Here is a 12,860-nt window from a genome sequence, read left to right on the forward strand (position 1 = left end):
AAGGCTTTGCGGTTATGACCATCTCCGCCGACATGGACCTGTCGCAGCTTCCGTTCTGGTCGCTTCCGCAGGCCCACCGCATGGAGACCTTCCGCCGGCTGCGCGCCCTCGACCAGCCCCGGTTCGTGCCGGAGCAGCCGGTGCCGTTCATCAAGAGCGGCGCGGGATACTACGCGCTCGTGCGGCACGCCGACGTGGTCGAGGCGAGCCGCACGCCCGAGGTGTTCAGCAGCGAGCCCTGCTCCAACAGCATCCCGGACATGCCGCGCTGGCTGGCCGTCTACTTCGGCTCGATGATCAACATGGACGACCCGAGGCACGCCCGGCTGCGCCGCATCGTCTCGCGCGCCTTCACCCCGCGCGTCCTCGCCAAGATGGAGGAGGACCTGGAGCGGGCCGCCGCCGAGATCGTGGACCAGGCGATCAAGGAGGGGCCGGGCGACTTCGTCACCCAGGTCGCCGCCAGGCTCCCGGTGCGCGTCATCTGCGACATGATGGGCGTCCCGCCCGCCCTGCACGACCTGGTGCTGCGCCGCACCAACGTCATCCTCGGCAACGCCGACCCCGAGTACACCGGCATTGGGCCCGAGCTCACCCGCCTCAACGTGGCGCGCGGGCTGGCCCGGCTCATCCACGCCGGCTACTCGCTCAACCGGCTGGCCGCCCGCCTCGGCGACGAGCGGCGCAAGCGGCCGACCGGCGACCTGGTCAGCCTTCTCGTCAACGGCGAGGAGCGGCTCACCTCGCAGGAGCTCGGCTCGTTCTTCATCCTGCTCGTGGTGGCCGGCAGCGAGACCACGCGCAACGCCATCGCCCACGGGCTCAAGCTCCTCACCGACCATCCCGACCAGCGGCGGCTGCTGACGGACAACTTCGAGGGGCTCATCGGCAGGGCGTGCGACGAGATCATCCGCTACGCCACGCCGGTGATCCAGTTCCGCCGCACGGTCACGCGCGAGCACGTCATGAACGGCATGCGCTACCGCCCGGGCGACAAGGTGCTGCTGTTCTACAACTCGGCCAACCGCGACGAGGCCGTCTTCCGCGACCCCGACGCCTTCGACCTCACCCGCGACCCCAACCCGCACGTCGGGTTCGGCGGCCCCGGGCCGCACCACTGCCTGGGCGCCCACCTGGCGCGCCGGGAGATGACGGTGATGTTCCGGGAGCTGTTCACGCGGCTGCCGGACATCCGTTCGGTGGGGGAGCCCGACTATCTGCTGTCGAACTTCATCAACGGGATCAAGCACCTGCGCTACGCCTACTGAGCACTTCCTGGACGCTTTCGGCCAAGCGGGTGCTAGGTTTCGCAGTCATGGAGATCAGGACGATCCACGCCAACGGGGTGGAGTTCGCGTATCTTGCCGTGGGTGAGGGGCCGCTGGCGCTGTGCCTGCACGGGTTCCCCGACACCGCGCACACCTGGCGGCACCTCATGCCGGCGCTGGCCGGGCGGGGCTACCGGGTGGTGGCGCCGTTCATGCGCGGCTACGCGCCGACCGAGGTCCCCGCCGACGCGGCGTACGAGGGCGCGGCGCTGGCCGCCGACGTGGCCGCCCTGCACGAGGAGCTCGGCGGCGACGAGCGCGCCGTGGTGGTCGGCCACGACTGGGGCGCCTTCCCGGTGTACCACCTCGGCGGGCGCTTCCGCCGGTCCGTGGCCATGGCGGCACCGCCGCTCGGCGCGATGTCCGGCTCGTTCTTCACCTATGAGCAGCTCAAGCGCTCCTTCTACGTGTTCCTCTTCCAGACCGGGCTCGCCGAGACCGCGGCGGCCGCGCCCGGCTTCCTGGAGGGGCTGTGGCGCGACTGGTCGCCCGGCTACGACGCGGGGCGGGACCTCGAGTTCGTCCGCCGCAGCCTCGGCCGGCCCGCCAACCTGGCCGCCGCCATCGGCTACTACCGGGCCATGCTCGGCACCACGCCGCCCTCGGGCCGCCATCCCGACCCGGAGCCCACGACCGGGCCGGTGCTCTACCTGCACGGCGGGCAGGACGGCTGCCTCGACCCCGGCGTGGCCGAGGCCGTGCCGGAGCACCTGCCGGCGGGCTCGCGCGCGGCCACCGTGGCCGGGGCCGGCCACTTCCTCCACCTGGAACGGCCGGACGAGGTCAACCGGCTCATCCTGGACTGGCTCGGCCCCGCCTCCTGACACCCGCCTGTCCCGGCACGGGTTGCGCTCACTGGCGGGTCACGCTCACCGGCGCGGCGCCCCCTGCGCGGGTCAGCGGCGGCGCTCCGACGGGGCCGGGTTCGTGGGTCAGTGGCGGCGCCGTGACGGGCGGAGGACCGCGAGGAGCGGGTGCCTCCCCGACAGGGACACCTCGATTGCCCGCTCCACGCGGAAGCCGTCCGGCACGTCTCCGGCCAGGGTCACCACCAGCCCGCCGGGCGCCAGCACCCGCCGCACCTCCCGCCACAGCAGCCCGCCGTCCCGTGCCAGCAGCCCGGCAGCGGTGACCTGCCGGCCCCAGGGCGGGTTCACCAGCACCCGGTCCACGCTCCCCGAGGGCAGGGGCAGGCGGCCCGCGTCGCCGACGACGGGGGTCATGGCCACCCCGGCCCGCCGGGCGTTGGCCGTGGCGGCCCGTACGGAGGCGGGGGAGCGGTCGATCCCGGCCAGACGGGCGCGCGGCGCCAGCAGTCCGGCTTCCACCAGCGTCGTCCCCGCCCCGCAGCACGGGTCCAGCACGACCGGGTCCGACCCCCGCCCGTGGTCGCGGCCCGCTTCGGCACGGATCGCATCGGCCGGCCCCGCCGCGGTGAGGCCGGTTGTGGTGAGCCCGGCGTCGGTGAGGCCCGCGAGCGTGGCCATGGCGGCGGCCAGCGGCGGGTGCAGGGTGCCGGGAATCGAGTCCTCCTTGTACGGCCGGCGGTGCAGCGGCCGCTCGCCCAGCCGTACGGCGATGACCGCCTGGTCGTCCTCGATGGTGACCCGCCACGGCACCGCGCCCGGCGGCGGCGCCACGCCGCCCGCGCGGGAGTGGTACGGCACCCCGAGCGCCCGCGACAGCCCGGCGCCCACGGCGTCCTCGACGTCGAAGCGGCTGTAGGAGCGCCGCCCCACGAACGTCGCCGACACCTCGATCGGCCGCTTCCCGTCACCCGACCCGCAGAACGGCTCCGACGTCTCGACCGGCCGCTTCCCGTCACCCGACCCGCAGAACGGCTCCGACGTCTCGACCGGTCACCCGCCACCACTTGACGCGCAGCACATCACTGGCGCCTCGGCCGGCCGTCCCCTGTCATCTGCGGTACGGGCAGAGCGGCGGAGCGCCAGCGCCGCGCCGGCGTCGGCGTTCTCGGCGGCCCGCCGCAGGCGCTCCAGCGCGCCGCGGCCCGCCCCGACGCCGTCCACGACGGCCGCCACCAGCAGCACGTCGTCGGCCGTCCGCAGTCTCAGCAGACCGGGTCCGGATGAGGGCGCCTCGAACCACACCTCGCGGTGGCGCAGCCTGCGCACGATGCCCAGCTTCATGATTTCCGCGGCCACCAGGGGCTCGATGCCACGCACCGCCCTGGCCACGGCGAATGCACGCACGTGTCCTTCTCCAACGTCGCGACCCGGGACGGCCTCTGGCCGCCCCGCATCGCCGGCGGTGGGTCGTGCCGCGACCCGCCGGCGGGTCGTTAACGGAGGAAGAAGAACTGCTGCACGCGCTCATGCTAGCGACCACCAGCCGCACGGGCGAAAAGGTTTTTCGCGACTTTACGGACAGAAACGTACACTGTACGTCATGACCATTGACGTAAGTAGTCACTTGCCCGAATGATGGGTATATGACTGCCGTTGACTTCGATCTCTCGGACCTGGAGTTCTGGGCCAGGCCCATGGCCGAGCGGGCGCGGGCGTTCGACCTGATCCGCTCGCTGGAGCGGCCGCCCCACTTCGAGGAGATGGAGATCTCCTTCGCCCCGAAGGGGCCCGGCTACTACGCCCTGGCCCGGCACGCCGACATCGTCGAGGTCAGCCGCCACCCCGAGATCTTCAGCTCCGGCGACGGCGGGGCGACCAACATCCCGGACATGCCCGCCGAGTTCACCGAGTACTTCGGCTCGATGATCAACATGGACGACCCGCGCCACGCGCGGCTGCGCCGGATCGTCTCGCGGTCGTTCACCCCCAAGATGATCAAGCAGTTCGAGGCGGACGTGGAGGTCGCCGCCGCGAAGATCGTGGACGACCTGCTCGCCAAGGGGCCCGGCGGCGACTTCGTGGCGGACGTGGCCGCCCGCCTCCCGTTGAAGATCATCTGCGACATGATGGGCATCCCCGAGCGCGACTACCAGTTCGTCTTCGACCGCTCGAACGTCATCCTCGGCGGATTCGACCCGGAGTACTCCAGCGGCGAACCGGACCAGGTGGCCGAGCGCCTGCTCACCGCCGGCATGGAGCTCCAGCAGCTCGTGCAGGACCTCGCCGGCTACCGCGCCGAGAACCCCACCGACGACCTCACCTCGTCGCTGGTCAACGCCAACATCGACGGCGAGCGGCTGACCCTGCAGGAGCTCGGCTCGTTCTTCATCCTGCTCGTGGTGGCGGGCAACGAGACCACCCGCAACGCCATCTCGTACGGCCTGCGGCTGCTCACCAAGAACCCCGACCAGCGCGCCCTGTGGCTGGAGGACATCGACGGGCGCGCCCCCGGCGCGGTCGAGGAGATCGTCCGGCTCGCCTCACCGGTCAACTACATGCGCCGCAAGGTGACCAGGGACTTCGAGCTGAACGGCCACCTCTACCCGCAGGGCATGAAGGTCGTGCTGTTCTACTGGGCGGCCAACCGCGACCCCGAGGTGTTCGCCGACCCGTACCGGTTCGACATCACCCGCGACCCCAACCCGCACGTCGGGTTCGGCGGCCCGGGACCCCACTTCTGCCTCGGGGCGCACCTGGCCCGGCGGGAGATCACGCTGATGTTCCGCGAGCTGCTGCGCCGCGTCCCCGCCATCGAGGGCGGCCGGCCGGACCGGCTGCGCAGCAACTTCATCAACGGGATCAAGCACATGGAGTGCACGTTCTGAGGCCCGGCCCCGGCCGGTAGCCGCCCGCGCGGCTACTGGCCGAGGACTTTGAGCTGCCTGACGACCGTGTTGACGTCCGGGAGGAGCTGCTTGCCCGTCGCCGGGACCGACATGTAGACGATCGCCGGGACGTTCTTGCCGGAGTTCACGGCGATCGTGACGATCGTGGCCTTCTCCGTGGGCGAGGTCAGCGAGTAGGCGATCAGGCGGCCCGTGGAGTCGCCGACCTTGATCGGCTGCTGGGCGATCTTGCGGACCGTGTTTCCCTTCGGGAAGAAGTCCCTGCGCGCGTCCACCACGACCGCCTTGATGACCGGCTCCAGGTCCTTGTCCGAGGTGAAGGACGAGGCCATGGCCTCCGGCAGCGGGCCGGTGAGGATCTGGGCGTAGGTCTCGGGGCCCGTCTTGACGTACTGGCGGGTGTTGAAGCCGTACGTGCCGTGGACGGTGGCGCGCTGGTCGAGCTGCCACGTGCCGCCGAGACGCGGCACGCTGATGCCGGCGTTCGCGTCGGTCACCGCGCCGAGCACCGGAGCGGCCTTGCCCGGGTAGCGCGGCAGGCGGCCGATCGAGGTGGACTGCTTGGTGTTCTTGGGCGGCGTCGTGCCGGACGGCGGTGTCGAGGTCTGCGCGGCGGCCGTCTCCTTGCCGGAGCCGGACGCCAGCGGGCCCGCGAGGAACGCCCACAGCAGGGCGCCCACGAGCGCGATCGACACCGAACCGGCCAGGGCGTAGATCCAGATCGGCTTGCCCGGCTCGTCGAGGGACTCGGGCTCGCCCATGGGGTCGTAGTCCTCGCCGAAGACGTTGTCCCAGAGCTCCTGCTGCCGCTGCGGGGGAGGCGTGCGGGAGCCGCTGATCTGGCCGGCCGTCACGAACGGGCGGTCGGGGTCGGACGGGTCGCGGCTCAGGTTCGAGCCGGGACGCGGCTGGCCGTCGGGGCCCTGCTGGCCGGGGAACCCGGCGTCGCCGGGGTGCTGGTCGCCGGCGGGCGGCTGGCCCGGGGCCTGCTGGGCGTGCCCGGCGGGGCCGCCCGGCCCGGGGCCCGCCGGTCCGGGGCCCGCCGGCGGGTGGCCGGCGCCGGGGTGCGGGTGGGCGGGGTGGCCGGGGCCGGGGCGGTCACCGGCCGGGCGCGCGTGGTCGCGTCCCTGGGGAGCGACCCGCTCGTCCACGGGGCCGCCGCCGTTGGGTCCCTGGGGTGACTGGCGTCCCTGCGGGCCATGGTGGCCGGGCGGCATGGCGCGGTCGTCGAGCCCGGCCGCGGGCGCGCCCAGCGGGACGGCGCGGTCGTGCGGCGGCATGCCCGCGCCCTGCGGGGCGGCGTGGCCGTCGAACGGCGCGCCTCCGCCCTGGGGGACGGCGTGGCTGTCGAACGGCGCGCCTCCGCCCTGGGGCACGGCGTGGTCGTTCAGGGGCGTGCCGCGGCTGTACGTCATCGTGCGGTCCATGGCGGCCGCCGCCGACGCGCGCACCTGCCCGCCCTCGGCGGGCGGCCACGGGGCCGGGGAGCTGAGGTTGGACCAGGCGTCGGACGGCGAGGAGGGCGCGGAGACGCTGGAGGCGTCCTGCCAGGCGGGCACCGGGTCGCGGCGGCCGGGCTCGCGGGAGCCGTCCCGCGCGCCGCCGTCCGTCCCGTCCCCGCGGCGTCCCGATCCGTCACCGCGACGCCCCGAGCCGCGCCCGTCCATGGCGCGCCCGTCCATACCGCGGCCGTCCGGGGCGCCGCCGTGGGCGTTGCCGCCGTCGTGGCGCGGCGTCTCCGGCCAGGACGCGTTCGAGGCGACCGACACGTCGGGCCACGACATGTTCGACGCGGAGCCGGCGTCCGGCCAGCCGTTCGACCCGGAGCCGGCGTCCGGCCACGCGTTGGAGGGCGAGGTCCCGCCCGACGGGGGCACGGGATCGGGCCACGGGTTGGAGGGTGACGTCCCGCCCGACGGCGGGACCGGGTCCGGCCACGCCGAGGAGGGACCGGCGTCCGGCCAGGACTGCTGCGAATGCTGGGAGCCATGGGAAGGCTGCGACGACCGACCGGCCGACGAGCCGCGGCGGGCGGACGAGGGCTGACGGGAGTCCCCGTGCGAGGAACCGTCCCGGGGCGGCACCTCGGGCCAGGAAGGTGGCAGGTGCTGTGCTCCGGAATGATCCGTTGCCATGGCTCCCGTACCTCCTGGTGGTGTTCTGTCCGCTTTTGGCGTGTCGGACATGATCTCATGGGATTTTCCAGGAGAGTCGGTGGGTTCCGCAGCGAAACGCGTGAAGCCATGCGGATCGGTGGGCGGATCCTGCATGGGCAGGCCGACCAGGGACCACTGGGGCTCGACGGGGTGTACCACGGGGTCGAGGGTAGTCTAATGGGACATATGAGGTCACAACGGATACATCACCATCGGGTCTCTTAAGGCGAGAAACTGGCGGGAAACGCCACTTGCGCCCGATGGTCACCGTCGAGTATCGGCAAAGTCCTGATGAGGTGCGCTAGGCTTGACCTATGCGTTCCGCGACCCTGCTTCTTAGCGGGCCGCGACGGCCCTGAGCTCTCGCCGTCGCGGCTGCCCCTCGTCCTGCGCACGAGGGGTTTTCTTATGGGTCCGAGTCGAGGCAGAAGGACATTCGCCGTGAGTGAGTACGATCCGCAGGCGCTGCAGGCCAAGTGGCAGCAGCGGTGGGAGGAGCTGGAACCGTTCCGGGCGGGCGAGGACGCCGCCGACACCCGGGAGCGGCGCTACATGCTCGACATGTTCCCCTACCCCTCCGGCGACCTGCACATGGGCCACGGCGAGGTGTTCGCCATCGGCGACGTCGTCGCGCGCTACTGGTTCCAGCGCGGCTACAACGTCCTGCACCCCATCGGGTGGGACTCCTTCGGCCTGCCCGCCGAGAACGCCGCGATCAAGCGCAACGCGCACCCGGCCGAGTGGACCTACGCCAACATCGAGACGCAGGCCACGTCCTTCCGCCGCTACGGCATCTCCTTCGACTGGTCGCGCCGCCTGCACACCAGCGACCCCGAGTACTACCGCTGGAACCAGTGGCTGTTCAACCGCTTCTTCGAGCGGGGCCTGGCCTACCGCAAGGGCGGCCTGGTCAACTGGTGCCCCAACGACCAGACCGTGCTGGCCAACGAGCAGGTCGTGGCCGGCAAGTGCGAGCGGTGCGGCGCCGACGTCATCCGCCGCGAGCTGACGCAGTGGTACTTCAAGATCACTGACTACGCCGAGCGGCTGCTGAAGGACATGGAGCAGCTGGAGGGCGGCTGGCCCGAGCGCGTGCTGACCATGCAGCGCAACTGGATCGGCCGCTCCGAGGGCGCCGACGTGCTGTTCGAGATCGAGGGGCGCGAGGAGCCGGTCCACGTCTACACCACCCGCCCCGACACGCTGTTCGGCGCGACGTTCTTCGTGGTGGCCGTGGACGCGGCGCTGGCCGACGAGATCGTCACCGACGACCGGCGCGAGGAGTTCGAGGCCTACCGCGCCGAGGTCGCCAAGCTGAGCGACATCGAGCGTCTGTCCACCGACAAGGAGAAGACCGGCGTCTTCCTGGGCCGCCACGCGATCAACCCGGTCAACGGCGAGCGCATCCCGGTGTGGGCGGCCGACTACGTGCTGTCCGACTACGGCCACGGCGCCATCATGGCCGTGCCCGCCCACGACCAGCGCGACCTGGACTTCGCGCTGAAGTTCGGGCTGCCGGTCAAGGTCGTCGTCCACACCGGCCTGGCCGACCCGGGCGAGACCGGCGAGGCCACGCCGGGTGAGGGCAGCCTGGTCAACTCCGGCCCGCTGGACGGCCTGAGCAAGGCCGAGGCCATCGCGAAGATCATCGAGATCCTGCGGGCCGAGGGCAAGGGCGACGCCTCGGTCAACTTCCGGCTGCGCGACTGGCTGCTGTCGCGCCAGCGGTTCTGGGGCACCCCGATCCCGATCATCCACTGCCTGGACTGCGGCGAGGTCCCCGTACCCGACGACCAGCTGCCGGTCACGCTGCCCGACCTGCGCGGCGAGGCGCTGGCCCCCAAGGGCGTCTCCCCGCTGGCCAGCGCCACAGACTGGGTCAACGTCGAGTGCCCCAAGTGCGGCGGCCGCGCCATGCGCGACACCGACACGATGGACACCTTCGTCGACTCGTCGTGGTACTACCTGCGCTACTGCTCGCCCGGCTACACCGACGGCCCGTTCGACGTCGAGCAGGTCCGCAAGTGGGGCCCGATCGACCAGTACGTCGGCGGTGTGGAGCACGCGGTGCTGCACCTGCTGTACTCCCGCTTCTTCACCAAGGTCCTGCACGACATGGGCATGGTCGACTTCACCGAGCCGTTCCTGCGCCTGCTGAACCAGGGCCAGGTCATCAACGGCGGCAAGGCGATGTCCAAGTCGCTGGGCAACGGCGTCGACCTGGGCCAGCAGATCGACGCGTACGGGGTCGACGCGGTCCGGCTGACCATGGTGTTCGCCGGTCCGCCGGAGGACGACATCGACTGGGCCGACGTCTCGCCGGCCGCCTCGCAGAAGTTCCTGGCCCGCGCCTTCCGTGTGATGGACGACGTGGCCAGCGAGCCGGGCGTCTCCTTCGAGGGCGGCGATCTGGAGCTGCGCAAGTTCACCCACCGCACCATCGACGAGGTCACCAAGCTGGTCGAGTCCCACCGCTTCAACGTGGCGGTGGCGCGGCTGATGGAGCTGACGTCGGCGGCCCGCAAGGCCATCGACTCCGGCCCCGGCGCGGCCGACCCGGCGGTGCGCGAGGCCGCCGAGGCGCTGGCCGTGATGCTGTCGCTGGTCGCGCCCTACACCGCCGAGGAGGGCTGGGAGCGGCTGGGCCGCACCGGCACCACGGTCGCGCTGGCCGGCTGGCCGGTCGCCGAGCCCGCGCTGCTGGTGCAGGACTCCGTGACCTGCGTCGTCCAGGTGGCCGGCAAGGTCCGCGACCGCCTGGAGGTCTCGCCCTCGATCTCCGAGGACGAGCTGCGCGGGCTGGCGCTGGGCTCCGACAAGGTTCGCGCCTACCTGGACGGCGAGCCTCGCAAGGTGATCGTCCGCGCGCCCAAGCTGGTCAACATCGTCCCCTGACCGGGGCGGGTGTCGGCCCCTGCTCGACCTGACGGCGACGGCCTCGTGATCACTGATGTGGTCACGGGGCCGTCGCCTTTGTCAGGGGCCGCCGCTGTCCGACGGTCTCGCGGACGTCGTGGCGGGACGGGGGACGTGAGCCGCGAGCCGCGGGGTGCAGGCTGCGGGTCTCGGATCGGCGGTCGCCGGGGTGCGGGTCGCGGGTAGGCGGTCGCCGGGGTGCGGGTCCGTCGTCGGCGGTCGCCGGGGCGCGGGTGGGCCGTCGCCGGGACGCGGACGCGGGTCGGGCGGTGTTGAAGGCGTCGGCGTTGCGGTCGCGGGTCAGCCGGTCCTGAAGGCGTCGGCGTTGCGGGCGCACCAGGCGGCGAAGGTGCGGGGCCCGCGCCCGAGGAGGCGCCGCACGGTGTCGGTGCGGAAGCCGGCGGTGTCGGCGCGCATGAGGTGGAACCCCTCGACGATGGCCTCGGCCAGCGCCGGAGGTGCCCCGTGGGGGAAGCGGGAGGCGACGGCCTCCTCCGCGGTCGTCACCTCCCGGACCGCGATGTCCCGGCCGGCCGCCGCGGCGAGGATCCCGACCTGTTCGGTGACGGTGAACAGCTCCTCGCCGGTGAGGACGTACTGCTGGCCCCGGTGCCCGTCGCCGGTCAGGGCCAGGGCGGCGACGGCGGCGATGTCGGCGGGGTCGATCGGGGCGTACCGGCCGGGGCCGGACGGATCGAGGACGTACCCCGCCTGGCGGATGGTGGGCAGCCAGTCGAAGGCGTTGGTCATGAAGCCGCCGGGCCGCAGGAACGTGGCCGGGATGCCGGAGGCCCGGATCAGCTCCTCGCGTTCGTGGTGCCATCGACCCATGGCGGGCATGGGGTCGCCGAGCACGTTGAACGAGGACAGGTGCACGATGTGGCGCGCCCCCGCGGCCAGGGCGGCGGCGACCGCGTTCCTGGTGTGGTCGAGGCCGATGCCGGGGGTGAGCAGGAACAGCCGGTCGGCTCCGGCGAAGGCGGGCGTCAGCGTCGCCGGATCGTCGAGGTCCGCCACGACCCGCTCGGCCCGTCCGGGCGGCGTGGGCAGGGTGGCGGCGCGGGCCGGGTCGCGGACCAGGACGCGGAAGGGCGCGCCGGTCGCGGCCAGCTCGCGGACGAGCTCACGACCGACGTTCCCGGTGGCGCCGGTGACCAGTATCATGAGGACTCCAGAATCGTATACCGGTTAACGAACGAGCAGAACGTTAACCGGTACATGATCTGGCGTCAATCGCACCTCGACACCACGGGAGGCCTCGACGTGCCCGAGTTCCTGGACCTGCACAGCAAGATGTCGAAGGCGCTGCGGGCGGCGGCCGAGACGGCCGTGCGGCGGCACGGGCTGCACCTGGGGCAGGATCACCTGCTCGCGGTGCTGTGGCGGCAGGACGGCCGCACTCCCGGCGAGGTGGCCGCCGCGCTCAACGTCACCACCCCCAACGTGGTCAAGGCGGCCACCCGGATGGCCGCGGCCGGCCTGCTCACCCGGCGCCGCGACGACCGGGACAACCGGCTGGTCCGGCTGTGGCTCACCGACGCCGGACGCGCCCTTCAGGCGCCCATCGAGAAGGAGCGGCGGCTGCTGGAGGAGCAGGTGACCGCCGGCCTCACCGCGGCCGAACGCGACCATCTCCTCAGCGCGCTGACGAAGATCCACCAGTCGGCGACCGCCCTGCTGGAAGCTCCCGCCGGGCAGCACGACCCGGCCGCCACCTGACCCGCCTGGCCTGACCTCTGGGCGGGCGATCCGCCGCCGGGTCAGAGGGCGCGCAGGGCGGGCAGCAGCTCCTGCTCGGCCCACCGGAAGAACGGCTCCTGCTGGTCGTGCCCGATCTGCACCAGCGCGACGTGCGTGTACCCGGCGTCCGTGTACTTCTTGACCGCCTCCACCACGGCCTCGACGTCCCCGCCGCACGGCACGCTGGAGGCCACGTCGTCGGGCGTGACGAACTGGGAGTACGCCTCGAAGTTCACCGGCCCCGGCAGCTCCGCCATGACCTTCCAGCCGGCCGCCGACCAGCGCCACAGCCGGTGGGCGCGCTCCTTGGCCTTCTCGGCGTCCGTGTCGTAGGCCAGGGCGAGCTGGCCGTACACCGGCTTGTCCGCCCCGCCCGCCTGCGCGAACTGCCCGACGACCTCCGGCATCGGCTCGTTGACGATCAGCAGGTCGCCGTACTCCGCCGCGATGGCGGCCGAGCGCCCGCCCGAGGCGGCGATGCCGATGGGGACCGGCCGTTCCGGCAGGTCGTACAGCTTGGCCGAGTCGACGTCGTAGAACTCGCCGTCGTAGGTGACGTACTGGCCGCCGAACAGTTCGGTGATGATGGTGACGGCCTCGCGGAACATCCGGTGCCGCCGGTCGGCGGACGGCCAGCCCTCGCCGATGACGTGCTCGTTGAGGTTCTCGCCCGAGCCGAGGCCGAGCGTGAAGCGCCCGTCGCTGAGCACGCCCATGGTGGCGGCCTTCTGCGCGACCACGGCCGGGTGGTAGCGCATGATCGGGCAGGTCACGTACGTCATGAGGGGAAGCCGCTCGGTGGCGTGCGCCACCGCGCCCAGCACCGACCAGGCGTAGGCGGCGTGACCCTGCGCCTCCAGCCACGGGAAGTAGTGATCGGAGATGACGGCGTAGTCGAAGCCGACCTGCTCCGCCTTCGCCGCGTCGTCCACGAGCTGGCGCGCCGGAGTCTGCTCGCACATCAAGGTGTATCCGATTTGTACCATGATGTGCCCGCTACCCCCT

11 protein-coding genes are annotated in these 12,860 nt (G+C 72.3%); 6 read left to right on the top strand and 5 right to left on the bottom strand.

Going from position 1 to position 12,860, the window contains the following annotated elements; translation table 11 throughout:
• The first annotated feature begins 14 nt into the window (after positions 1-14).
• On the top strand, positions 15-1,268 hold the full coding sequence (locus tag HD595_RS28705; protein WP_253774328.1) for a cytochrome P450: 1,254 nt from the start codon (positions 15-17) through the stop codon (positions 1,266-1,268).
• Positions 1,269-1,315: 47 nt separating this feature from the next.
• Positions 1,316-2,152 (top strand): alpha/beta fold hydrolase, encoded by an 837-nt coding sequence (locus HD595_RS28710; protein ID WP_253774330.1) that lies wholly within the window; start codon positions 1,316-1,318, stop codon positions 2,150-2,152.
• Between the two features lie 108 nt (positions 2,153-2,260).
• Here HD595_RS28710 and HD595_RS28715 read toward each other — a convergent pair whose 3' ends face one another.
• Both HD595_RS28715 and HD595_RS28720 read right to left on the bottom strand, forming a co-directional pair.
• Positions 2,261-3,082: a TRM11 family SAM-dependent methyltransferase gene (locus HD595_RS28715; RefSeq protein WP_253774332.1), complete on the bottom strand. Its 822-nt coding sequence runs from the start codon at positions 3,080-3,082 to the stop codon at positions 2,261-2,263.
• 105 nt (positions 3,083-3,187) lie between these two features.
• Positions 3,188-3,541, bottom strand: coding sequence for a THUMP domain-containing protein (locus HD595_RS28720; RefSeq protein WP_253774334.1), 354 nt, complete (start codon positions 3,539-3,541; stop codon positions 3,188-3,190).
• 239 nt (positions 3,542-3,780) lie between these two features.
• On the opposite strand from HD595_RS28720, the gene HD595_RS28725 reads away from it, so the two are divergent.
• Positions 3,781-5,022: a cytochrome P450 gene (locus HD595_RS28725; RefSeq protein WP_253774345.1), complete on the top strand. Its 1,242-nt coding sequence runs from the start codon at positions 3,781-3,783 to the stop codon at positions 5,020-5,022.
• 32 nt (positions 5,023-5,054) lie between these two features.
• On the opposite strand, the gene HD595_RS28730 is transcribed toward HD595_RS28725, so the two are convergent.
• The gene (locus HD595_RS28730; protein WP_253774347.1) at positions 5,055-6,812 is read right to left on the bottom strand and encodes a collagen-like domain-containing protein; all 1,758 of its coding nucleotides are present in this window, start codon (positions 6,810-6,812) and stop codon (positions 5,055-5,057) included.
• Between the two features lie 13 nt (positions 6,813-6,825).
• Between HD595_RS28730 and HD595_RS28735 the strand changes: the two genes are divergently transcribed.
• A complete protein-coding gene (locus HD595_RS28735) occupies positions 6,826-7,089 on the top strand; it encodes a hypothetical protein (protein ID WP_253774349.1) in 264 nt (87 codons plus the stop codon).
• A gap of 518 nt (positions 7,090-7,607) precedes the next feature.
• The gene (gene leuS, locus HD595_RS28740) at positions 7,608-10,094 is read left to right on the top strand and encodes a leucine--tRNA ligase (RefSeq protein ID WP_253774351.1); all 2,487 of its coding nucleotides are present in this window, start codon (positions 7,608-7,610) and stop codon (positions 10,092-10,094) included.
• A gap of 321 nt (positions 10,095-10,415) precedes the next feature.
• On the opposite strand, the gene HD595_RS28745 is transcribed toward leuS, so the two are convergent.
• On the bottom strand, positions 10,416-11,279 hold the full coding sequence (locus HD595_RS28745; RefSeq protein WP_253774353.1) for an NAD(P)H-binding protein: 864 nt from the start codon (positions 11,277-11,279) through the stop codon (positions 10,416-10,418).
• A gap of 54 nt (positions 11,280-11,333) precedes the next feature.
• Here HD595_RS28745 and HD595_RS28750 point away from each other — a divergent pair, with 54 nt between their 5' ends.
• On the top strand, positions 11,334-11,834 hold the full coding sequence (locus HD595_RS28750) for a MarR family winged helix-turn-helix transcriptional regulator (protein WP_253774355.1): 501 nt from the start codon (positions 11,334-11,336) through the stop codon (positions 11,832-11,834).
• 41 nt (positions 11,835-11,875) lie between these two features.
• Here the strand turns inward: HD595_RS28750 and HD595_RS28755 are convergent, their stop codons facing one another.
• On the bottom strand, positions 11,876-12,841 hold the full coding sequence (locus tag HD595_RS28755) for a TIGR03557 family F420-dependent LLM class oxidoreductase (protein WP_253774357.1): 966 nt from the start codon (positions 12,839-12,841) through the stop codon (positions 11,876-11,878).
• Positions 12,842-12,860: the final 19 nt, after the last annotated feature.

It is taken from the genome of Nonomuraea roseoviolacea subsp. carminata (assembly GCF_024172185.1).
Lineage (GTDB): Bacteria > Actinomycetota > Actinomycetes > Streptosporangiales > Streptosporangiaceae > Nonomuraea > Nonomuraea roseoviolacea.

Excerpts from the sequence above, each read along its gene's own strand:
- HD595_RS28710 (WP_253774330.1), top strand. The coding sequence starts at position 1,316 with ATGGAGATCAGGACGATCCACGCCAACGGGGTGGAGTTCGCGTATCTT.
- HD595_RS28705 (WP_253774328.1), top strand. The coding sequence starts at position 15 with ATGACCATCTCCGCCGACATGGACCTGTCGCAGCTTCCGTTCTGGTCG.
- HD595_RS28750 (WP_253774355.1), top strand. The coding sequence starts at position 11,334 with ATGATCTGGCGTCAATCGCACCTCGACACCACGGGAGGCCTCGACGTG.
- HD595_RS28735 (WP_253774349.1), top strand. The coding sequence starts at position 6,826 with ATGTTCGACGCGGAGCCGGCGTCCGGCCAGCCGTTCGACCCGGAGCCG.
- leuS (WP_253774351.1), top strand. The coding sequence starts at position 7,608 with ATGGGTCCGAGTCGAGGCAGAAGGACATTCGCCGTGAGTGAGTACGAT.
- HD595_RS28755 (WP_253774357.1), bottom strand. The coding sequence starts at position 12,841 with ATGGTACAAATCGGATACACCTTGATGTGCGAGCAGACTCCGGCGCGC.
- HD595_RS28745 (WP_253774353.1), bottom strand. The coding sequence starts at position 11,279 with ATGATACTGGTCACCGGCGCCACCGGGAACGTCGGTCGTGAGCTCGTC.
- HD595_RS28725 (WP_253774345.1), top strand. The coding sequence starts at position 3,781 with ATGACTGCCGTTGACTTCGATCTCTCGGACCTGGAGTTCTGGGCCAGG.